The sequence below is a fragment of the Deltaproteobacteria bacterium genome, from assembly GCA_013151915.1.
GTDB lineage: Bacteria > BMS3Abin14 > BMS3Abin14 > BMS3Abin14 > BMS3Abin14 > BMS3ABIN14.
In genome coordinates, this window is sequence record JAADHJ010000030.1 from 1 (window position 1) to 20,093 (window position 20,093).

Annotated in this window: 20 protein-coding genes; all 20 read right to left on the minus strand. The window is 57.3% G+C overall.

Translation table 11 applies throughout. From position 1 onward, the window contains the following. The coding region (locus GXP52_06195; GenBank protein ID NOY86873.1) for a hypothetical protein at positions 1 to 561 on the minus strand (561 nt) is incomplete at its 3' end. Positions 562 to 1,164: 603 nt separating this feature from the next. After that, a complete protein-coding gene (locus tag GXP52_06200) occupies positions 1,165 to 2,487 on the minus strand; it encodes a phenylacetate--CoA ligase (protein NOY86874.1) in 1,323 nt (440 codons plus the stop codon). Further along, the gene (locus GXP52_06205; GenBank protein ID NOY86875.1) at positions 2,484 to 4,094 is read right to left on the minus strand and encodes a glycosyltransferase family 39 protein; all 1,611 of its coding nucleotides are present in this window, start codon (positions 4,092 to 4,094) and stop codon (positions 2,484 to 2,486) included. Before GXP52_06205 ends, GXP52_06200 begins: the two co-directional genes overlap by 4 nt. Beyond that, positions 4,091 to 4,879, minus strand: coding sequence for a phosphatase PAP2 family protein (locus GXP52_06210; GenBank protein NOY86876.1), 789 nt, complete (start codon positions 4,877 to 4,879; stop codon positions 4,091 to 4,093). The genes GXP52_06205 and GXP52_06210 overlap by 4 nt, the downstream gene beginning before the upstream one ends. Beyond that, positions 4,872 to 5,819, minus strand: a complete 948-nt coding sequence (locus tag GXP52_06215; protein ID NOY86877.1) for a flippase-like domain-containing protein — start codon at positions 5,817 to 5,819, stop codon at positions 4,872 to 4,874. Before GXP52_06215 ends, GXP52_06210 begins: the two co-directional genes overlap by 8 nt. After that, on the minus strand, positions 5,806 to 6,774 hold the full coding sequence (locus GXP52_06220) for a glycosyltransferase family 2 protein (protein NOY86878.1): 969 nt from the start codon (positions 6,772 to 6,774) through the stop codon (positions 5,806 to 5,808). The genes GXP52_06215 and GXP52_06220 overlap by 14 nt, the downstream gene beginning before the upstream one ends. Next, the gene (gene mce, locus GXP52_06225) at positions 6,774 to 7,184 is read right to left on the minus strand and encodes a methylmalonyl-CoA epimerase (protein ID NOY86879.1); all 411 of its coding nucleotides are present in this window, start codon (positions 7,182 to 7,184) and stop codon (positions 6,774 to 6,776) included. Before mce ends, GXP52_06220 begins: the two co-directional genes overlap by 1 nt. A gap of 274 nt (positions 7,185 to 7,458) precedes the next feature. Next, positions 7,459 to 9,117, minus strand: a complete 1,659-nt coding sequence (locus GXP52_06230) for a methylmalonyl-CoA mutase family protein (GenBank protein NOY86880.1) — start codon at positions 9,115 to 9,117, stop codon at positions 7,459 to 7,461. Positions 9,118 to 9,184: 67 nt separating this feature from the next. Then, entirely contained in the window at positions 9,185 to 9,685 is a 501-nt protein-coding gene (locus tag GXP52_06235) for a biotin/lipoyl-binding protein (GenBank protein NOY86881.1), read from the minus strand. Further along, positions 9,673 to 11,172 carry an acetyl-CoA carboxylase biotin carboxylase subunit gene (accC, locus tag GXP52_06240; GenBank protein ID NOY86882.1) on the minus strand — a complete coding sequence of 500 codons (1,500 nt, stop codon included), beginning with the start codon at positions 11,170 to 11,172 and terminating at the stop codon, positions 9,673 to 9,675. The genes GXP52_06235 and accC overlap by 13 nt, the downstream gene beginning before the upstream one ends. 135 nt (positions 11,173 to 11,307) lie before the next feature. Next, a complete protein-coding gene (locus tag GXP52_06245) occupies positions 11,308 to 12,858 on the minus strand; it encodes an acyl-CoA carboxylase subunit beta (GenBank protein ID NOY86883.1) in 1,551 nt (516 codons plus the stop codon). Positions 12,859 to 12,919: 61 nt separating this feature from the next. Beyond that, positions 12,920 to 13,552, minus strand: coding sequence for a hypothetical protein (locus tag GXP52_06250; protein ID NOY86884.1), 633 nt, complete (start codon positions 13,550 to 13,552; stop codon positions 12,920 to 12,922). A gap of 100 nt (positions 13,553 to 13,652) precedes the next feature. Next, entirely contained in the window at positions 13,653 to 14,246 is a 594-nt protein-coding gene (locus GXP52_06255) for an indolepyruvate ferredoxin oxidoreductase subunit beta (GenBank protein NOY86885.1), read from the minus strand. Beyond that, positions 14,236 to 16,101: a hypothetical protein gene (locus tag GXP52_06260; GenBank protein NOY86886.1), complete on the minus strand. Its 1,866-nt coding sequence runs from the start codon at positions 16,099 to 16,101 to the stop codon at positions 14,236 to 14,238. Before GXP52_06260 ends, GXP52_06255 begins: the two co-directional genes overlap by 11 nt. Positions 16,102 to 16,145: 44 nt before the next feature. Beyond that, on the minus strand, positions 16,146 to 16,700 hold the full coding sequence (locus GXP52_06265; GenBank protein ID NOY86887.1) for a hydrolase: 555 nt from the start codon (positions 16,698 to 16,700) through the stop codon (positions 16,146 to 16,148). Positions 16,701 to 16,755: 55 nt separating this feature from the next. Next, a complete protein-coding gene (locus GXP52_06270) occupies positions 16,756 to 17,565 on the minus strand; it encodes an IclR family transcriptional regulator (GenBank protein ID NOY86888.1) in 810 nt (269 codons plus the stop codon). Further along, positions 17,562 to 17,717, minus strand: coding sequence for a hypothetical protein (locus GXP52_06275; protein ID NOY86889.1), 156 nt, complete (start codon positions 17,715 to 17,717; stop codon positions 17,562 to 17,564). Before GXP52_06275 ends, GXP52_06270 begins: the two co-directional genes overlap by 4 nt. 233 nt (positions 17,718 to 17,950) lie before the next feature. Beyond that, on the minus strand, positions 17,951 to 18,757 hold the full coding sequence (locus GXP52_06280) for an IclR family transcriptional regulator (protein ID NOY86890.1): 807 nt from the start codon (positions 18,755 to 18,757) through the stop codon (positions 17,951 to 17,953). A 320-nt stretch (positions 18,758 to 19,077) separates the two neighbouring features. Next, positions 19,078 to 19,632 (minus strand): tetratricopeptide repeat protein, encoded by a 555-nt coding sequence (locus GXP52_06285; protein ID NOY86891.1) that lies wholly within the window; start codon positions 19,630 to 19,632, stop codon positions 19,078 to 19,080. A gap of 152 nt (positions 19,633 to 19,784) precedes the next feature. Then, complete coding sequence (locus GXP52_06290; protein ID NOY86892.1) at positions 19,785 to 20,084, minus strand: hypothetical protein; 300 nt, start codon at positions 20,082 to 20,084, stop codon at positions 19,785 to 19,787. Between the last annotated feature and the right edge of the window lie 9 nt (positions 20,085 to 20,093).

Consider the following 20,093-nt stretch of genomic DNA (forward strand, 5'->3'; position numbering starts at 1 on the left):
GCTCCCGTAGATGAAGTTCAGCTTGGTGAAGGTGCCCACGTCCTTGAAGTTGGCGGTAAGGGTGTACTGATTGTCATCATTTGTATCACCTGTGCCACCATCCTGCATCTTGGCCAGGTAAAGACCAAGGCTCACGTTGTCCAGGGCGTAGGTGATGCCGATCTGCTGGTGGCCCTGGCTGTAGTAGCCCTCGTGGGTACCGAAGGAAACGCCATACTCGCCGATCTTGAAGGCGAGGGCATCGTTGGCCTTCCACTGGATGTAGTAGTTGTCAACGATGTCTCCACTCCGTTCAATAGTAGTTGGCATCGGAGTGAAATTGGCGTTGTCGGAGATCTCCAGGTCGACGGTGGCGGTGACGTCACCCTTGTTGACCTTGAGAAGCAGCTCGAAGTCGTCGTCATACCACCTGGAATCAACACCGGCGTTGGTGCTGTTACTTTCACCGTCGAGCTTGTAGGTACCGGAGACGGACAGCCCCTCATCGGGGGTGGCCATGGCGGGAACCGTGAAGGCTACCACGAAGACCAGAGCAAGAAGCATTACTGAAAATCTTTTCATTTCTCCCTCCTTGTTTCTATAAAGGGGTGCGTAAAAAAAACGACTAGTCGGTTTGAATTGCAAAAAGCATCACTTCTCTGACTTCAATCTCAATCGTATTCGGGAACCTCTTTGCTTATCCCCTCCTTTCTGTTGTTTTCCTTTTCTTATTTAACTTTCTCAACCCCCCATGCCACGGCCCCGCGCCCCTGACCGAACCGGGAAAACCCCACCGTTTCGATAACGCGCCATCATGCTGCATCGCAGCACGGGCACAGGCCGATGAGGCCGGGAGCACACATTACATGGCTTGATTTCTCGATTTACTAGCACTTCACATGCGGCATGTCAAGACGATTTTACCTCTTTTTCCGCCCCCTAACCCCCCTGAATACCGCATGATTCCACCATTTCTTAGCCTGCGAGTATAATATTTCCCCCATCGGTTTGCAAGAGTAAAATGATATTTTACCGGGCCCCGGCCCAAGGGGCAACGGGGTAAACCAGTCCAGAGTCCAGAGTCCAGGGTCCAGAGTCCAGAGAGGAGAAAAGCGAACGCGGGAGCGCGGGAACGGCTCGGCGTATGGGCATATGGGTGTGTGGGAGCATGGAACAACGTAACCCTTACTCCTCTCCACCGTACCGGCCGCTGGACCGGCGGTAGTCGATGATGCGGTAGGGCGGATCCGATCCCTCCAGGCCCAGGGCGCCGCGGGGGACCACCTGGACCAAGGGAGTACAGAGAACATAGGACTTGACGGCGCTCTGCAGCCTCTCGGCCAGTCTCGCCGGGTCCACCTCCACCCCCTCCCCGGGCTCCACCTTAATGGTGAAGCAGTCAAGGCCCTTCACGGAATCCAGGATGACCTGGAAGGGGCCCACCTCGGGAAAAAGCTCCATGACATGGGCGATTTTGGACGGATAGACAATATACCCCCCGATGGAAAGTGCGCCGTCGTTCCGGCCGGAGATACGCCTTACCCTCGGATGGGTTCGGCCGCACCCGCACGGCTCCCAGGTCACCTCCGACAGATCGTGGCTGCGATACCGGATAACGGCCGTCCCCTCGGCGGAAAGCCATGTCCACACCAGTTCCCCGGGCGCTCCATCGGGCACCGGCTCCCCCGTGGCGGGATCGATGCATTCGACAAGGTAGTGGTCGGCCCAGGCGTGCATCCCGTGCTTCATGGTACACTGACAGGCCATGCCCGGGCCCAGGAATTCGTTCATCCCGTACTCGCCGAAGGCTTCGAGCCCCAGGAGCTCGGCCAGGCGCTTCTTCATCCGGACGCTGGTGGGCTCGGCCCCGAACAGGCCCACCTTGAGGTTGGATTCCCCGGCGAGGTCGATCCCCCTCTCATGGGCCCGCAGACCCAGGTAGAGGGCGTATGAGGGCATCATGGCGATTCCCTCCACCTCAAGATCCATTATCAGGTCGATCTGCCGATCCGTCCCGCCGGTGCTGGCAGGGATGCTTATGATCCCGGCCCTCTTCGCTCCCAGGTGGAACCCGAAACCCCCGGTGGACAGGCCGAAACGGAAGGCGTTCTGCAGGGAGTTGCCCGGCCTGAGGCCGACCATCCACAGGATCCTGGCGCAGCGCTCGGCCCAGTGATCGAGATCCCGGGCGGTGGCGAAGATGGGGACAATATGGCGGGTCGTGGTGGTGGCCGCATGGATCGAGCGCAGCTCGGACATATCGCACATGCGCATGCCGAAAGGATAGGTCGAGGCGATAGTACTCTTGTCAACGAAGGGCAGCTTCCTCACGTCCGCAAGAGTGCGGATGTCCGACGGCAAAATGCCCGCTTCACGGTAAAGGTCGCGGTAGAAGATGCTCCTGCGGTAGGCGCGCTCCACCACCTCGCGCAGCATCCGGGCCTGCATCTCCTCCAGACGTTCGCGGGGCATGGTCTCCACATCGGGGTTCCAATATACCCTGGTCATAGCAGCGATTCCTTCCCTGACCTTTCCAGCAGGAGTATGACCTTATTGGAATCGACGGCGTCAACACCTTTTTTCAGGACTTTCAGCCGACCCTTCAGGCTGCCGGGCCAGGTCCGGTACTTCCCCTCGGTGGTCACGAGAAAACGGCCCTCCCGGCGCCGGAGAAAGGCCTTCAGCCCATCCATGGACCGGATCCGCTCCACATGCCTGTTGGCGTAGAACACGAGGGAAGGCCGGAAATACCCCCACTCGGCGGCCTCGTCAGATAGCCCGGCCGTCCGGGCTATCTCCCTGCCCACCACCGGGGCCATCCTGTAGGGCTCCAGGGCCGGGGCCGCAATGAGATGAATTCCCAGCGCTCCGACGGCCGCGGCCGCCGCGGCCCACCGAAAGCCCTTCAGGGGCCGTCCCCTCAGGTGAAAGAACAGCCCTAAAAGGGCGGCGGCGGTTAGTGGAAGCGCGGTCAGCGCGTAGGGCAGGAGGTCCGGCGCCCGCAGTTTGAAACCCACAATCAGGGCGGCCGGGAAGAGGACAGCGGGGAGGAGGTTGACGACCCACGACCATGTCCTTCCCACAAACCCGTCGCCGTGCCTCTTGTCCAGGGATTGGATATAGGCGCCCGTCATGATGGCCAGGGCGGGGAAGGCTGGAAGAATATAGGTCGGGAGCTTCGTCCCGGCGACGGAAAAGAATATGATGACCAGGCCGGACCAGATAAGGAGAAGCAGGCCGAAACCGCCCTCTCTGCCCCTACCTTTCCTCATGCGGAATGCCCGGGAGACCGCCTGGGGAAGAAAGGCCGCCCAGGGGAAAAACCCGAGGAGAAGGATGAGCAGATAGTAAAAGAAGGGTCCCCGGTGGCTTTCCATGGGATTTAAGAAACGCCCGACGTTGTGCTTGAAAATGAACCCCTCGATGAGACCTCCCCCCGTCCTGGACGCCGCGAGATAGTACCAGGGCGCGGCAATGCCCAGGAAGATGAGGATGCCCCCAAGATCAAGGAGACTACGCAGTCCCCGGACCCCGCGACCCGCTATCAGGGTATAGAGAAGGAGGGCGCCGAGGGGAAGGACGACCCCCACGGGTCCCTTGGCCAGAACGGCGAACCCCATGGCGGCCCAGGAGAGGATGGCCATGGGCCGTGACCCCTCGGCGAAAAAGCCCGCGAAAACGGCGAGGTTGGTAAAAAAGAGCAGAAAGGCATCGGTGGTGGCCGATCTGGAGGAGACCGTGAAGAGGAATGATACCGCCAGACACAGCCCCGAAAGGTTCCCGACCGCAGCCCCGAAGGCTCTACTCCCCGCCCAGACCGTCAGCAGCACCGTGAGAAACCCGAAAACCGCAGCAAAAAGACGGGCGGAGTATTCACTGACACCGAAGACTTTGTAGGAGGCCATCATGAACCAGTAATGGAGGGGGGGCTTGTCGGTCCGAAGCTCCCCGTTGAGGGTCGGCACCACCCAGTCACCGGAAAGGAGCATCTCATCGGCCGCCCGGGCGTTGCTCGTCTCGTCGATGTCCCACAGGGAAGTAGACCCAAGCCCGGTGAATAACAGAATGGCGCAGAGGGCCAGGACGGTCAGGTATCCGACGGTATTTTCCCTCACGATGAGCCCCTTTCCCGGAGGAAGCTGCGGCTGAGGAGTACGACGGCGGCCACCGCGCCAAAAATGCCCACTGAACCTAAGAAGAAAGGATTATAGCGCATCATAGGCTCCTCCAGGATTATCCAGATCCCCGACGCCGCGGCAAGGGCCAGGCAAACCCGCTCAAATGACCTTCCGGCAAGACGCGCCCTTGCAATCAAAGCGTCTGACGGCCGCTTGGCGACACGGCTTCCCACCCATCCTGCGACGGCCCCTGCCAGAACATCCACGGGAAAGTGAGCCCCGATATAAATGCGGGAGACTGCCACGGCCGCGGCCGACACTAAGGCCCCGATATACCAACCCCTGGGGACAGCTTTCCGGAGGGAAAACGCGAGGGCGAAGACGGCGGTGGTGTGGCCTGACGGCATACTCTTCGAACGGAGGACGGGGCCCAGGACGTGGACGGCATTCGGGAAAACGACCGCCGGCCGGGGCATGGCGAGAAGGTCCTTTGCCAACGCGGTGATAACCCCGGCGATGATCATGGAAAGTGCCGCCCGGATCGTTACATCCCTGCGGAAGGGTGCGGCGAGGAAGATGATGATGGCCAGAACATAGCTGTTGCCGAAGTGGGTGACGGACAGCATCACCCGGTCCAGGGCCGGGAAGTGGCGGCCGTTGATGACCAGGAAGATGGGTCTGTTCGCCCAGACCAGCAGCGCGGCGCCCAGGACCATGGCGGCCCAAAGAAGGGTCCTTAAACAGAACACCCTGTTTGAAATCCCATTTGACATTCTATTCAACAGGGTCCGGGCCTCCTTTGATCCGTCCGCCCAGGAGGTATGCGGCCCCGCCCAGAAGACCGTTGGCCAGCACGATGGAGAACCACATGAGGGCCAGGGAAAAGGCGGGCTCCGGCGCCACGCCGAAGCGTCCCAGAATATATACGTAGGCGCCCTCCCGGAGCCCGATGCCGTTCAGGCTCAGGGGGATAAACGCGGCCAGGGACGTCAGGGGATACAGAAGAAGGTAGGAGCTTACCGGCAGTTGAAGACCCAAGGAGCGTCCCATGGCTACGTGGGCCGCCACGAGGCAGAGGTGGACGATAAGGGAAAGGCCCCAACCCTTGAGGGCGGGCAAAGGATGCCGCCAGTATATAAACAGACTATCACCGGGAATATCCCTCAGCTTTCTGACAAGGGTCAGGAGCGGGACCGACAGGCGGGGCATATAGATCAGTACCGGGTAGAAGAGGGCGATCATGGCCGCCACCCCGGCGCTGAGCCACAGGGGAAGCGACCTCCATGTGAAGGCCAGCCCCACGGCCGCGTAAACCAGCATGCCGGCCACCCCTATGGTCCGGTCCGCGATGAGGGTGAACAGGGCGGTGGGAGCCGCCCTCCAGCTCCCGGCCACGTAATAGGTTTTGACCACGTCCCCGCCCACGATTCCGGGAAGGAAAAGGCTGAAAAAGAGACCCACCCAATAGATCTTCAGGACCCTTAGCCTTGAAAGGATAAAACCGTAGGGCTGAAGGAGGATGTGCCAGCGCAGGGTAGTCACAGCCTGGGAAACGATGAGGAAGAGCAGGGCCAGCGCCCACATGGGTTTGCCGCTGCCGGCAAGGAGCCCCAAGGTCTCCCGCAGGTCCATTCGGGTCAGCAGGAATACCAGGGCCGAGACGCTTACAACTATCTTGAGAGCGAGGACGGCCCACTTCCGGGCCGCCTCATTCCCCGACAATTTCCCTGATCCTGTACCGGGGTTTTCCCTGGGATTCATAGTAGGTCCGGGCCATCACTTCGGAAAGAAGCCCGATGGAAAGGAGCTGTATTCCGGCGATGATCATGAGCGTGCCCAGGAGCAGAAGAGGCCGGGCGCCGATATCCGCTCCCGTAAAAAGTTTCAGGGCGGCCAGGTAGCCGTCGATGAGGAACCCGCCTCCGAACAACGCAACGCCGAAATAGCCGAAAGCGTGCTGGGGACGGTCCCCGTATTGTTTGAGAAATGTGACGGTGAGCAGGTCCATGAGAACCCGGTAGGTCCTGGATATACCGTACTTGCTCCGGCCCATGGTGCGGGACGCGTGCCGGACCTCCATCTCGGCGATGCGGCCGCCCTCCATACTCACGAGAACCGGCAGAAACCGGTGCAGTTCCCCGTACATCTGGACATCCCTGAGGACCTCGGCCCGGTAGGCCTTGAGGGAGCAGCCGTAGTCGTGGAGCTTCACCCCGGTAATCCTGCTTATGATCCGGTTGGCGAAAAAGGACGGCAGCTTCCGGCTTACGGCCCCGTCCCGGCGGTCACGGCGCCACCCGCTCACAAGGTCAAGGTCATCACCCTCGAGCCTCTCAACGAGGCGGGGGATCTCCTCCGGCGGATTCTGCAGGTCCCCGTCCAGGGAGACGACGATCTCCCCGCGGGCGATGTCGAAACCGGCCGCCATGGCGGCGGTCTGCCCGAAGTTCCGCCTGAACCTGACAATTTTCAGTTCGGGCTCACGATCAGCGATGGGGCCGTACACATCCCGGCTTCCATCCGAGCTTCCGTCGTCCACCAGGATCAGCTCGAAGGGGCGGCTCATCCCCCTCATGACGGACAGGACGCGCTCGGTCAGCGGCGGGATATTCTCCATCTCGTTGTAGATAGGGACCACCACTGAAATGTCGACCGAAGTTTCGGGGCGTTTTTCCATCATCTGTCATCAACCCGCTGGACCAGCTCAACGAGCACTCCTCCGGTGCTCCTGGGGTGAAGGAAAGCGACGAGGGCGCCGTGGACACCCTCCCGGGGTTCCCTGTCCACAACCTGCACACCAAGCCCTTCCAGACGGCCAAGCTCCGCCCGTATATCCTCCACGCAAAGGCAGATATGGTGAAACCCGGGGCCTTTTTTGGACAGGAATTTCGCTACGGCGCTGTCATCGGAAACAGGCTGCACAAGCTCGATATTCCCATCACCCAACGGCAGGAAGGCGACTTTCACCCCGAATCCGGGAACATCATCTATGCTCTTTGTCTCGAATCCGAGTTTTCCGTACAGCTCCACCGCGGCATCAAGATCCTCTACCGCGATACCTATATGGTCGAGTATCGGCTTTTTCATGGAAGTCATTCCCCCTGTCTCTGACACCTCTGTCCCGTACAAATAAATCATCCAACAGGGATGAAGGGGATGGAGGGGATTGGTTAAAACAAACCGTCTACTTCCCAAAAGTCGCTTTACTGCTCCAGCCCTTTTATCACTGTAAAATCCAGCCTTGCACGAGATCGCTTCACTCAGTGACGGTTCGCGATGACAGGCCCGGTACTGTCTGCTTTTCCCCGTTGGACGTTGAACATTGAACGTTGGACCATGGAACCCGGTTCGGGTTCCCCTATCAGTGCGGTTGGTAAACCCCGAAAACCCCGCGCAGCACGTCCGAAACCTCCCCCAGAGTAGAATAGGCCCTGACCGCCTCCCTGATGCGGGGCATCAGGTTCGACCCGCCCCTTGCCGACTCCTCCAGCGACCGGAGAGCAGAGTCCACATTCTGCCGGTTCCGGCGGATCTTCAGGGCCGAGAGCCTCTGGACCTGGTCCCGTTCCACGTCCGGGTTCACCTTGAGCAGCTCCCCGGAGAACTCCTCACCTTCGACCGTAAAACCGTTGACGCCGACAACGATGCGGTCGCCCGACTCGACCTCCATCTGGAAGCGGTAGGCCGACTCCTCGATCTCCTTCTGCTGGTACCCCGACTCTATGGCCCGGGCCGCGCCGCCCATCTCGTCTATCCTCCGGATGTACTCCCTCGCCTCGCCCTCGATGGAGTCGGTAAGCGCCTCGATGGCGTAGGAGCCGGCCAGGGGATCAATGGTGTTCGCCACACCGCTCTCGCAGGCGATGAGCTGCTGGGTCCTCAGGGCGATCCGCACCGAGTCCTCGGTGGGAAGGGCCAGCGCCTCGTCGCGGGAATTGGTGTGCAACGACTGTGTTCCGCCCAGGACGGCCGCCAGGGCCTGGATAGCGACCCTGACCACGTTGTTCTCGGGCTGCTGGGCCGTCAGTGAACAGCCGGCTGTCTGGGCGTGGAACCGCAGCATCCAGGAGGCCGGCCGGCCGGCCGAAAAACGGTTCCTCATAATATCGGCCCAGAGCCGCCGGGCGGCCCGGAACTTGGCAATCTCCTCGAGAAAATCGTTGTGCACGTTGAAGAAGAAGGAGAGCCGTGAGGCGAACCGGTCGACGTCCATCCCGCTGTCCACAGCCGCCTGAACGTAGGCGATGCCGTCGGCCAGGGTGAAAGCGACCTCCTGGGCCGCGGTGGAACCGGCCTCCCGCATATGATAGCCGCTGATGCTGATGGTGTTAAACATCGGCATCTGCTCGCTGCAGTAGGCGAAAATGTCGGTAATAAGACGCATGGACGGGGAGGGCGGAAAGATGTAGGTGCCCCTGGCGATATACTCCTTGAGGACGTCATTCTGGATGGTCCCCCTGAGCCCGTCCACGGGAACTCCCTGCAGCTCTCCCACCTCTGCATACAGAGACAGGAGGATCGCGGCCGTGGAGTTGATTGTCATGGAGGTACTGACCTTGCCAAGGGGAATCTCCCTAAACAGGGTTTCCACATCCTCCAGGGAATCGATGGCGACACCCACCCGGCCGACCTCCCCAAGCGACATCGGGTGGTCCGAATCGTATCCCATCTGGGTGGGAAGGTCGAAAGCCACGGAAAGGCCCGTCTGCCCCTGATCAAGGAGATACCGGTATCTCCTGTTGGATTCCTCGGCGGTCCCGAACCCCGCGTACTGGCGCATGGTCCAGAGGCGCCCCCTGTACATGGACGGTCTGACCCCCCTGGTGAAGGGGTATTCACCGGGGAACCCAAGATCACCCAGATATTCAAGATCCTGAACATCCTCGGGGGTATAGAGAGGTTTAACCGGTGAACCCGAGATGGTGGTGAAGTTTTCCTTCCGTTCAGGATTCTTCCCCACCGCCGGACCGTATGTCACCGACTCCCAGCGCTTACGCTCCTTTTTAATGTCGTCGTTCATTATGCCACCTAACTGAAAGTCCAGAGTCCAGTGTCCAGAGGCCAGTGTCCAGGGTCCAGAGGCTGCGCTACTCCACGACCACCAGCAACTCACCTGCTTCCACGTTGGCCCCCTCTTTTACACCGATCTTCTTCACCACCCCCACCTTAGGGGACTTGATCTCGTTTTCCATCTTCATGGCTTCAACGACCACGAGGCCGTCTCCGTCCCGGACCTCATCGCCCTCAGCGACCAGGAGTTTGACGATCCTCCCCGGCATGGACGCCTTGATCTCCTGTATCCCCTCCGTTCCGAGGGCGGCGCTGATTTTCAGAAGGGCCTGGCGTTCATCGAAAAGGTCGAATTCAAAACTCTCCCCATCGATGAGGACGCTGTGGCTGTCCTTTTCGCTGTGTATGTCCACCTGGTAGGAACGCCCGTCGATAATAAGGGAGACGAGGTCGGAGCGGGTCCAGAAAACGTCGGCTGTAACCTCCCGGTCCCCAACTGTTACAACGGTCTGTCCGGTCCCCGTATTATCCACCTTTACGAGGACCTCCTCATCATCAATGATCGTTATATAACCCATCTCGACCTCCTGCCCAGCATCTTCCATGCGTCCAACGATCCGCCGGCCGCCTCCGGACGCCGGACCGCGCTGCGCAGGCGCCTCTGCGTCTGGAGCGCCGCCGCGACGATGGCCACGGTCCTTAATTCATCGCTTTTTTCACCTGCCTCGGGAATGAACTTATCCCCTATAAAGCCTGTGGTTATATCACCTGAAAGAAAACTCTCATTGTCCATGACCTTCCGGTGGAAGGGTATGGTCGTCTTTATGCCCTCTACGACATATTCGTCCAGCGCCCGCTTCATCCTCAGTACCGCTTCCTCGCGGTCCTTGCCCCAGGTGCAAAGCTTCGAGATCATGGGGTCGTAGTGTAGAGGAACCTCATAGCCGGCAAAGACCCCGGAATCGTCACGGATGCCGGGTCCGCTGGGGACCCGGAGGGTGCGGATTTTCCCGGGCGACGGCATGAAGTTGTTGAAAGGGTCCTCGGCGTAGATCCTGCATTCCAGCGCCCAGCCGTTTCTTCGAAGGTCCTCCTGCTTCATGGAAAGCTTCCCGCCCGACGCGATATGGAACATCATCTTGGCGATATCGATCCCCGTGATCAACTCCGTCACCGGATGTTCCACCTGGAGCCGCGTGTTCATCTCGAGGAAGTAGAAATCCATATTCCGGTCCACCAGAAATTCAACAGTGCCTGCACTCCAATATCCGGCGGCCTTCGCCGCATTGACGGCGGCCTCTCCCATCCTTTTCCTCAGCACCTCATCCAGGGCCGTTGAGGGGGCCTCCTCGATCACCTTCTGATGGCGTCTCTGGATGGAACACTCCCTCTCGAAGAGATGGATAACGTTGCCATGGCGATCGGCCAGGATCTGGAACTCGATGTGGCGGGGGTCCTCGAGGTACTTTTCGATGTAAACGGCACCGTTGCCGAACGCGGACGTCGCCTCGGAGCGTGCCGCCCTGATGGCGCTTTCGATCTCCTTCTCCTCATGGACGACACGCATCCCCTTGCCGCCGCCGCCCGCAGCGGCCTTGATCATCACGGGCAGCCCAATCTCAAGAGCCATGCGGGCCAATTCCATGTCGTCATCGATCAGCTCGGTCCCGGGTACCACGGGTACGCCGGCCTTCTGCATGGTAGCCCGCGCCACCGTCTTGTGCCCCATCAAATCGATAGCGGACGGGGACGGTCCGATGAAATTGATGCCGTTTGCCTCGCACATTCTGGCAAAGGCCGAATTCTCGGCCAGAAACCCGTAGCCGGGATGTATCGCGTCGGCTCCGAATCTTCCGGCCACTTCAATGATTTTATCCATAACAAGGTAGCTTTCCGCGGAGGGGGGCGGACCGACGCAGTAAGCCTCATCGGCACACCGGACGTGGAGGGCGTTCCGGTCCGCCTCGGAATAGACGGCCACCGTCGGGAGCCCCAACTCCTTGCAGGCCCGGATCAGGCGTACCGCTATCTCCCCCCTGTTTGCGATCAACACTTTTTTGAACATTCACGTTCTCCTGTTTTATAGTTGGGGGACGTAGTTAAGTTGTTAAGTTGTTATATTAAGTTACGGGTTGCGGCTCAATTTCCTGCAGATCTGTACGGAAACAACTTAACAACTTAACTACGTCCCCTAAGCAGGCTACAGCGGGATATTACCGTGCTTTTTCGGCGGGTTGCTCTCCCTCTTGGTAATGGCCATTTCAAGAGCACGGATGAGCTTGGGCCTGGTCTGCTGGGGCCAAATGACCTCGTCAATGTAACCCAGCTCGGCCGCCTTGTATGGATTCGCAAAGGTCTCCCGGTACTCCTCGACCAGTTCAGCCTTCCGGGCAACGGGATCTTCCGCCTTTTTCAGCTCATTGCGGAAGATGATATTAACCGCCCCCTCCGGCCCCATCACCGCGATCTCCGACGTAGGGTAGGCAAAGTTGAAATCGGCCCGGATATGCTTGGAGTTCATGACATCATAGGCTCCGCCGTAGGCTTTACGGGTAATGACGGTGAGTTTCGGGACCGTGGCCTCGCAGAAAGCGAAAAGAAGCTTGGCGCCGTGTTTGATGATCCCACCATACTCCTGGTCCAGGCCGGGGAGAAACCCCGGCACATCAACGAAGGTGATGAGGGGAATATTGAAGGCGTCGCAAAAACGTACGAACCGCCCGCCTTTTATGGATGCGTTAATATCAAGGCACCCGGCGAGGTGGGCCGGTTGATTGGCCACTACGCCCACGGAGTAGCCTCCAAGCCGCATGAATCCGGTGACCATGTTGGGCGCAAAGTTTTCCTGGATCTCGAAAAAGTACCTGTCATCGGCCACCGTGGCGATGATTCCCTTGATATCATAGGGCTTGTTGGGATTGTCCGGGACCATGTCGTTCAACGCCTCATCCTCCCGCAGGGGATCGTCGTCGTTGGGTTCAAAGGGCGGGTCTTCGGCATTGTTCTGTGGAATAAAGGAAAGGAGTTCCCTGACCATCCCAAGGGACTCCTTCTCGTCCTCCCCTGCAAGGTGACAGACACCGCTCTTGGTAGCGTGGGTCACGGCTCCGCCCAGATCCTCCTTGGTCACATCCTCATGGGTAACCGTCTTGATGACCTCCGGGCCGGTGATAAACATATAGCTGCTCTTCTTGACCATGATTATGAAATCGGTGATGGCCGGGCTGTAAACAGCGCCTCCCGCACAGGGACCCATGATGACGGATATCTGGGGTACCACTCCCGAGGCCAGCGTATTGAGCAGAAAGATGTCGGCGTAACCCGCCAGACTCACCACCCCCTCCTGAATCCTTGCACCACCGGAATCGTTCAATCCGATGACCGGAACTCCGTGCTTCATGGCAAGTTCCATGATCTTCACGACCTTCTCGGCGTAGGCCCCACTGAGGCTCCCCCCGAAGACTGTGAAATCCTGGGCGAAAATATAAATTTTTCGGCCGTTGATGGTCCCGTAACCGGTGACCACCCCATCGCCCGGGATCCTCATCTTATCCATTCCAAAGTCGGAGCACCGGTGGGTTACCAGCTTTCCCATCTCCACGAAGCTCCCCTCGTCCAGAAGCAGATCGATCCGCTCTCTGGCGGTGAACTTCCCGGCCTCGTGTTGTTTGGCGATACGAGCCTCCCCTCCGCCAAGTTCGGCCTCCCTGTTCTTTTGCTCAAGTTTGCCAAAAACATCTTTCAGTGTCATTACAACCTCCGCTCAGGATGCAGCGTGAAATAGAGGAAACTGATAAAAAAACAGTTCAGTTTCAAGGCCCCCGTAAATAGTGGGTGAAAAAGATCCCCACCGAGGTGGTCCGGGCGTTGTAGGAGAAGAAGAGATCCTCGCCGGTCCACCAGTGGGTTTTTACGCTCAAACCAACCGAATTGGCGGAATCCAGAAAGCCTTCAAGCCCCACGCCGGCAAACAGGCCGGTTCCCTCGATATCGAGGGTGGAAAATCCATAATCCAGATAATGGCTGCTGAGCCCGGCGATAAAGAAGGGTTGTAACGGCAGGACATCATTGAAAATGAATTTCACTCCCATGTCCAGGCTGGAACAGGTAACATACGACCCGACCAGCCTGTCAAAATGCTCGCCGCCGGAAAGAACGAAATCCAGGGCGAGATAGGGAGAATACCGGTATCCTCCCACCAACCCAAAATCCGCATCAAAGTCAATATCGGCCAGCTCACTCCCGAAACTGACCCTCTCCAGGGTCCCGCCAAGGTACCATTGCCCCGCAAAAACCGGAACGGGAAACAGGGCGATTGCCAAGAGAAGAAACAGCGAAAACCCTATTCTGCATCTCACAATGACTCCCTTTTTTCCAAGTTCCAGTTTCACGTTCCACGTTCCGGGCTCCAGATCCTTTTCCAGCTTCGCCCGGGATTGCCGCACTCCCTTCGGTCACTCGCAATGACATGAGCCTTGTGTGGTCCGTCACTTGCGGACGCCGATTCTATCAATCCTAACGCAAAAAAGGCAAAAACTGCAGTATTTAGTTGTAATCCTTCCCGGTGACAAACTCGTAACCCTTCCAGAAAGCCTCCACGTTGATATCCTCCCCACGATCGAGGTTTTCCCTGATGGTCAAGACGACACTTTCCGTCTCAACGATTCCGGATTGGGCGACGACGCAGCCGAGCATGGCCATATTGACGGCCTGGATATGCCCGGCGTTTCTGGCAATCCGGCCGGCGGGCACGAAGACGGCTTGAGCTCCGCTGACGGCGAACATTGCCCCGATCTCCTCCTCTGCAGGATATGCCTCCGGAGACATCTTTGACATGTAGGGCTGCAGTTTTACCTTGCTTATGAGAGCCGTCCCATCCTTTTTCAGATACGGGATGGCGTGGAGTATTTCCGCCGTTTCCAGGGATACGATCAGGTCCGCGCAGCCCATGGAGATTTTCGGACATATTCTCTTCCCGCACCGAATATGGCTTCTCACTGATCCCCCCAGCTGAGCCAGGCCGGAATGCACATAGAAACTGGCGTTAAGGCCCTCCCTGAGCATGGATTTTGTGAAGATCTCGGAGAAAAGCACCAGGCCCTGCCCTCCTATGCCGGCGGCCACCACATTATATTCCATTTCTTCTCCTCCTGGCCGCAAACCACCTGTGGCTGATTGCGCCCTTGGGACAGTAATGGGCACACAGACCGCAGCTCATGCAGTAATCCTCCTCTATCAAGACACTGTCACCATCCCGGGCCAGTGCAGGACACGCAAGGGCCTCTAAACATGTGCGTTCACAGGATTCAAAGCCGGGGCATCTTTTCTGGTTGATTCTGACCGGAATTTTATAGCCCGGCGGTTTTCTGGCGACACAAGGCGCCCTCATTATCAGGACGTTTACACCTTCGGCGGTCAGGAGCCTTTTGAAGGCCCTGGTGGCTTTTTTCAGCCTGTAGGGGTTGCAGACATTGACGCTCCGAACACCGAGCCCCCAAAGGACGTCCTCGATGGAAATTCTACGCCCCCGACCATCCCGGGTGCCTGGATTTTCCTGGTATCCCGTCATGGACATCCAGTTGTTGTCCAGAATGACTATGGGCAGGTCGCGGCCGGACGACACCGCATCGATAATTGGAGGTATGCCCGCATGGAAGAAGGTGCCATCGCCCAGGGCGGCGACTACCGGCTTTTTCATACCCGCTTCTAAAAATCCGCTTGCGAGGCCGATGCTGTTTCCCATGGATACCTCTGTCCAGCAGATTTTGAACGGCTCATTGATCCCGAGAATAGTACACCCGATATCCCCTGCCACGGGGGTCCGGCCCGGATCAAGCCCCAGCCCTTCCATAGCCTTGATCAGAGCGAAATATGTACTTCTATGGGAACACCCCGCGCAGAAGGTCAGAAGCCGATTGACCTCCATCTCCCCGATACGGTCGGGCAGACCCGCACCGGGACACGTCTCAAGCTCCTCACCCAGGACCTCCGATAACGCCTCCTTTATGATGTCGGGTGAGAGATCCCCGACACGGGGAATGAGTCCCTCCGCTTTGCCGAAGATCTCCGGCCTGCTGCCGCAGCGTGTCGCTTCCGCTCTCACCGCTTCTTCGATAAGCGGTTCAAGTTCCTCAAGAACAAGTACTTTTTCCACAGACGTCAGGAGCTGGCTTACCTTGGATCCGGGGACGGGGTTTGCGGTGGATACCTTCAAGCGGGTAAGGTCGAGGTCGTTTTTTTCAAGAACCTCGCACAGGTAATCCCACGCCAGGGAGGAGGCGATCACCCCGACGGAAGTCCCGGTTGTGGTAAGTTTGTTCAGATCCTCTGTTAACTCGCCGGCCTTCTCGACCCTCAAGAGAGCGTCCCGGTGTTGTTTCAAACACCGCAGGGAACCGGCCTTGGTGTACCTGTCGGCGTCGAAGGTAAAGCCGGCCTTCTGCCTTATTCTCCTGATCTCGCCAAGGACCACCTTGCTGTAGGTGTAGGATAGGACGGTGGTACTTCGAAGGAAAACAGGGCCCCCGATCTTCTCGGACAGCGCAAAAGCGCGATTCGTGAAATCCAGGAGTTCCTGAGGATTGGCCGGAACCAGCATGGGGGCTGAGGAAAGGAGGGCATAGTATCTGGAATCCTGCTCGACCATTCCGTAATAAACGTTGGGATCATCGCCGACGTAAATGACCAGACCGCCCACGGTACCGGAGGCCGCCACAGACAGGACGGTGTCGGCAGCGACGTTCAACCCGGACATTTTCATGGTAATGAGAGTGCGGAGACCGGCCCATGAGTGGCCGGCGGCGATGTCCATGGCCACCTTTTCATTAATGGCCCACTGTGCCTTAAGTTCCGTTTTTCCGTTCTGGAGGGCCTCAATAACCGGGGTGATGGGAGTCCCGGGATAGCCTGTAACGAGAGTAACTCCCGATTCTACACAGGCGCGCGCAACGGCCTCGTTCCCGGAAAGGAGGATCTCCTCCCCGGGACTGTCCATAAATATTGATGGCTTAATTGGTGAGGACTCCGGATTACGTCCACCTATTTGAGAAGCGATGATATCTCCTTGAACTGGGGGGTTCCCGAGTGACCCAGCAGCTGAAAGGCCGCCGTCTCGGATGAGGTGATAATCGCCCCGGCTCTCTGAATGAAACGAATTCCCCAGTCCCGGTTGTCATCCGACCTGGAACACACCGCATCCCAGGGAACATGCACATTATAGCCCATATCCATGAGGTCCAGGGCGGTTTGAAGAACGCATATGTGGGTTTCCATGCCCGTAAGGAGTACCGTCCTGCGCCCCAGGGCGTCCATCCGTTTGACAAATTCCTCCTCGCCACAGCAGGAAAAATGGATCTTCTCGACATGATCAATTCCCTTAAGGGTCGTTGCCAAAGGCTCAACGGTGGGGCCGAGGCCTTTGGTATACTGCTGTGTATGAACGACGGGAAAATCCAGGAGATCCGCCAGCCTGAGGAGAACCCCGATGGCGTCAACCACCTGGCCGCGCCTTTTCATCACTTTTGCGAGCCTCTCCTGGACATCGACGACGAGCAGGACCATATCGGAAGCGTTCAATTTCATCTTTTTTCTCATGTGGAAGTCCCTTTCAGAGCCTTTTGCGATTTGGGGGAAAGTCCGGCAGAAAGGATCAATGCCCTTCATTCGGTTCCAACGATTGGTACCCCAGGCCCCCTGAAATCTCGGAACAGGCCTTCTTTATGAGGGGTACATACTCCTTCCTGATCTTTTCAAGGGTCATTCTCACCGAAGGGGCGGATATGGACAGGGCCCCCACCACTTTACGGGTATAATCGTAAATGGGGACGGCCACGCATCTAACACCCTCATCCCACTCCTCGTCGTCTATGGCATAGCCCTTTTCCTTGACTTCCATCAAGTGCTTGATGATGAGGTCGCGGTCTGAAATGGTATTTCGGGTATACTGCTTGAGTTCCTTCCGACCGAGAACGCTCATGATGTCTTCCATGGACTCATATGCCAATTGCGCCTTGCCGATGGCGGAACAGTAGGTCGGCACACGGCACCCAACGCGAGAGAGAACCCTGACCGTATTATTCGACTCCGCCACATCCAGGTAAAAAGCATGACGATCCTTAAGTATTCCAACGTAAATGGTCTCGTTAACTTTTTTGTTCAGCGCCTCCATGACAGGACGCGCCACACGCAGGAGGCCCGCATGACGAATAAAAGTCTGGCCTAACTCCAAAGTCTTCAACCCTAATCGATAGTTGTCCGTAGAGGTGTTCTGCTCAATATAGCCCCGGCTCTCTAACGTCGCAAGGATGCGAAAAATGTTGTTTTTGTGCAGTCTCAAGCGGCGGCTGAGTTCGGTGATTCCAATCTCGTCCTCATCGCCCTGGAACGCCTCAAGGACGTTAAGAGCGTGATCCACGGATTGGATCATGTAATCCGACTTTTTCCGCTTCGTGTAGGTCATCTTTTCCTCCTTGCCCTGCCATCCCCTAATTCAGGGAGGGCATCTCTCAACCCTGTAACGGAACCGGTGTAAAACTCCATGGAAACCCTTCCCCGCCAGCGGTTCGACAGGCTCACCATCCTGAGCTTACCGAAGGAGCGAAGCGAACCCATCTCAGGATGCACGCTCCGCATAAATCCCGTTTGATGGACTTTTTGCGAAGTCATCAATGCGCCCACTTAAAGAGCGCCCAAATCGAAGATTTGTGAGGAAAGCGGAAATGACACTTTTCGCTTTCCGTGGAGTAAAAAGCCATTAATGGACTTTTTACGACCCTAATAAATGTTTACTCGGAAATAAATCAGGATTGTATTGATGAGACTGGGAGAAGTCAAGGAACAGTGATCTATTCGCCGGGCGTATTCCCCTTGCCGACCAGATATCCCATTTTCCTGGAAACCTCCCTGGCCTGTGACAGGACCTCGGGCGCTATCTCCTTTTTGATCCGTTCAATGGACATTCTATTAGTCGGCCCACTGACGGATATGCACCCCTGGACCTTGCCGTAGTAATCCAGAATCGGCGCCGCCACACACTTAAGACCCAGATTCCACTCCTCACGGTCGACGGCAAAACCCGACGCCCTTATGGACCTCCACTCCTTTCTCAGGAGATCCGGATCCGTAATGGTGTTTGGGGTAAACCTCTCCAGATCAAGATGCTTCAAAATCCCTTCAGCCTGCTCCGCCTCGATAAAGGCAAGAAACACTTTGCCGGTGGCGGTACAGTGCGGCGCCACCCTGGAACCAAGGCGCGATACCACCTGAATCTTCTGATCGGAAATGGCCTCGTCAAGGTAAAAAACATAGTCGCCCCGCAGGACGGACAGATAGGCATTCTCCCTCAATTTCGCGGTAAGGGATATCATACACGGCTGAGAAACTGAAAGGAGGTTTGTGTGGCGAAGATAGGCCTGCCCGGCCTCGAACGCTTTTAACCCCAGGCGATAATTTCCGGTCTCCGGATTCTGCTCCACGTAACCACGGTTTTCAAGGGTGGCGAGTATCCTGAAAACATTGTTCTTATGGAGGCCGAGCAACTTTGACAGTTGGGTAACGCCGACTTCGGGATCACTGCTGCGAAAGGCCTCAAGAACATCAAACGCATGATCAACGGAATGGATGATATAGTCGCTTTTTTTCCTCTTTACCATCCGCAGACCCCAATATTGATAGTGTCGCAAAAAGTCCATTCGTGGCTTTTTGCTCAACGGAAAGCGAAAAGTGTCATTTTCACTTTCCTTACAAATCAATAGCTTACGTTGCAAGCCATCGATTTGGGCGCCCTCTCCGGGCGCATTGATGACTTTTTGCGAAGTCATCAATATTATTTGAAAAAATCGGATTGTCACTTACGGTCGGAACAGACCCGCCGTCGGCACCCCCGTCTCAGAAAAAAACCGAGGATGCCCCTCCAGGAGGGGGGGCAAGCTAGAGGGACACCCCCGTCCCATTGCTGGGAATTTTTGATAACCTAACTTGTGGAGTTGACGGTCTTCTCCATACGTGGCGGTTCTCCGATCCCCGACTTCTTTCCTTTTTCCAATCTGTCGATCCTCTCTTGGGCCGCATGCAGATACCGGGTCGTGCCCTTTCCCTTCCAGAGCTCCTTGAACTTCCTGTAGGCCTTTATGGCATCGTCGGAGCGCTCCATCTGCTCATAGACCAGACCAAGGTTGTTGAAGGCCTCGGCCATGTCAGGCTGGATCTCCACGACCTTCTCATAGGCCATTGCGGCGTCGGGAAAACGCCCGAGAAAAAGAAAAGCCGTCCCCAGGTTGTTCATGGCCTCCACAAAATCGGGCTTGATCATCAATGCCCTCTTGTAGCACTCCAGCGCACTGGGATAATCCCTTTTCTCGTAGAAGGCGACCCCCATGCCGTTGTAGGCCTCCGCGAAGTCGGGATCGTTCCGGATCGCTTTTTCGAAATACTCAAGGGAAGCGACCGTCTTGCCCTGGTCGAAAAGCTCATTCCCCTTTTTCCAATAATCGTGCGCCGCAGGGTTTTTCGTAAACCGATCCTTCATTCCGTTCCCCCCTCGGGAATTTGAAGTTCAAAGTTCAATGTTGATAGGGTCGTAAAAAGTCCATTAATGGCTTTTTACTCAACGGAAAGCGAAAAGTGTCATTTTCACTTTCCGGGTTCCAGGGATTACCCCCGGCGCCTGGCACTGATTTTTCAAGAGTATTCCAGATACTCGCTGAAGATCTTGCATCCCAGTGTCTGGGCCAGCTTACACAGAAACTTGTCAACATCACCGATGTCCATATCCTTGGTGACTACTTCAAGTGTCGTCCCATCGATGGGAAAGTACACAGTCGGCAGTTCCCAGGAGTCGGGGACCCATCGTCCCCCCCGCTCCCCCAGGGAAGCGTAGGTGCCCGGGGCGTCTTCCATCTTTCCCAGTTTTTCCTGGATATCATCCAGGGCCAGTTTTTTCTCAAACTCCAGAATCTTGAAGTTGAAATCGTCAAACATATACCTTTG

Excerpts from the sequence above, each read along its gene's own strand:
- GXP52_06280 (NOY86890.1), bottom strand. The coding sequence starts at position 18,757 with ATGGTAAAGAGGAAAAAAAGCGACTATATCATCCATTCCGTTGATCAT.
- GXP52_06265 (NOY86887.1), bottom strand. The coding sequence starts at position 16,700 with ATGAGAAAAAAGATGAAATTGAACGCTTCCGATATGGTCCTGCTCGTC.
- GXP52_06230 (NOY86880.1), bottom strand. The coding sequence starts at position 9,117 with ATGAACGACGACATTAAAAAGGAGCGTAAGCGCTGGGAGTCGGTGACA.
- GXP52_06235 (NOY86881.1), bottom strand. The coding sequence starts at position 9,685 with ATGGGTTATATAACGATCATTGATGATGAGGAGGTCCTCGTAAAGGTG.
- GXP52_06255 (NOY86885.1), bottom strand. The coding sequence starts at position 14,246 with ATGGAATATAATGTGGTGGCCGCCGGCATAGGAGGGCAGGGCCTGGTG.
- GXP52_06275 (NOY86889.1), bottom strand. The coding sequence starts at position 17,717 with ATGGGTTCGCTTCGCTCCTTCGGTAAGCTCAGGATGGTGAGCCTGTCG.
- GXP52_06245 (NOY86883.1), bottom strand. The coding sequence starts at position 12,858 with ATGACACTGAAAGATGTTTTTGGCAAACTTGAGCAAAAGAACAGGGAG.
- accC (NOY86882.1), bottom strand. The coding sequence starts at position 11,172 with ATGTTCAAAAAAGTGTTGATCGCAAACAGGGGGGAGATAGCGGTACGC.
- GXP52_06270 (NOY86888.1), bottom strand. The coding sequence starts at position 17,565 with ATGACCTACACGAAGCGGAAAAAGTCGGATTACATGATCCAATCCGTG.
- GXP52_06260 (NOY86886.1), bottom strand. The coding sequence starts at position 16,101 with ATGGACAGTCCCGGGGAGGAGATCCTCCTTTCCGGGAACGAGGCCGTT.
- GXP52_06200 (NOY86874.1), bottom strand. The coding sequence starts at position 2,487 with ATGACCAGGGTATATTGGAACCCCGATGTGGAGACCATGCCCCGCGAA.
- GXP52_06290 (NOY86892.1), bottom strand. The coding sequence starts at position 20,084 with ATGTTTGACGATTTCAACTTCAAGATTCTGGAGTTTGAGAAAAAACTG.
- mce (NOY86879.1), bottom strand. The coding sequence starts at position 7,184 with ATGAAAAAGCCGATACTCGACCATATAGGTATCGCGGTAGAGGATCTT.
- GXP52_06285 (NOY86891.1), bottom strand. The coding sequence starts at position 19,632 with ATGAAGGATCGGTTTACGAAAAACCCTGCGGCGCACGATTATTGGAAA.
- GXP52_06220 (NOY86878.1), bottom strand. The coding sequence starts at position 6,774 with ATGGAAAAACGCCCCGAAACTTCGGTCGACATTTCAGTGGTGGTCCCT.